The organism is Herbiconiux daphne, assembly GCF_024979295.1.
GTDB classification, from domain to species: domain Bacteria; phylum Actinomycetota; class Actinomycetes; order Actinomycetales; family Microbacteriaceae; genus Herbiconiux; species Herbiconiux daphnes.
The window spans coordinates 1-783 of the sequence record NZ_JANLCJ010000309.1 but is presented as its reverse complement, the minus strand read 5'-3'; the positions used below and the strand labels follow the sequence as shown (position 1 = coordinate 783).

1 protein-coding gene is annotated in these 783 nt (G+C 35.2%); it reads left to right on the top strand.

All coding sequences use genetic code 11. From position 1 onward, the window contains the following. Window positions 1-131 precede the first annotated feature (131 nt). Complete coding sequence (locus N1032_RS28545; RefSeq protein WP_407933083.1) at window positions 132-497, top strand: DNA cytosine methyltransferase; 366 nt, start codon at window positions 132-134, stop codon at window positions 495-497. The last annotated feature ends 286 nt before the right edge of the window (window positions 498-783 follow it).

Below are 783 nucleotides of genomic sequence, written 5' to 3'. Positions count from 1 at the left end.
TAACCAGAACTCTCAAGAGATTAACAAAGATGCTGTGTTAGGCACACTCGTTAATGTAGAGAGAGAGAGAGAGAGAGAGCTTAACCTCCTTCCAAGAACACACGTTCAACCAGAAGAAGGACTTTCTCGGAATCGATGGAGTATCTAAAACTTTAAGAGCAGGAGATTGTGAACAAGAAAACAAAATTGCCTATCAAAGAATTCCATTCAATGATGACAGCAAGTTTGTAGGTGTTGTTGGGCTCTGCCCAACATTGGTTGCAACCAATCCCGATTTTAAAAACAAAATACTTTATAACTTTAAAAATACAATCTTTTATAGACCACTTACACCTAGAGAATGTCTGCTCCTTATGGGGTTTGAATCAAGTGATTATGACAGGTTGAAACAAGCAGGTGTTTCTGATGCACAGATTTGCAAGCAATGTGGTAATTCCATTGTGGTAAATGTGCTTGAGGCGATACTAAAAATAATTTTGAGAAAGTTGGTTGAATAAATCAACTTTTTGTTTATAATGATTATGTGGCAAAGGAGAATATATGCTAAGGAAAACAGAAGAAAAGAAACCTAACCTATATTATTGTGAAAAACATTATCCGAAGTTCAATACGAATGAAAGTGAGATTTTCAAGAACAGAACCAAGAAGGCTACACAATACAAGAAATGTCTGATTTGCGAATTTCATTTCTTGGGAAAAGGAAAATAACATATGACAACACTAGAACAATATAAAGAAGTGGCGAAACACTTTTCAAACATAACATTGACACCAAGCGAAGAA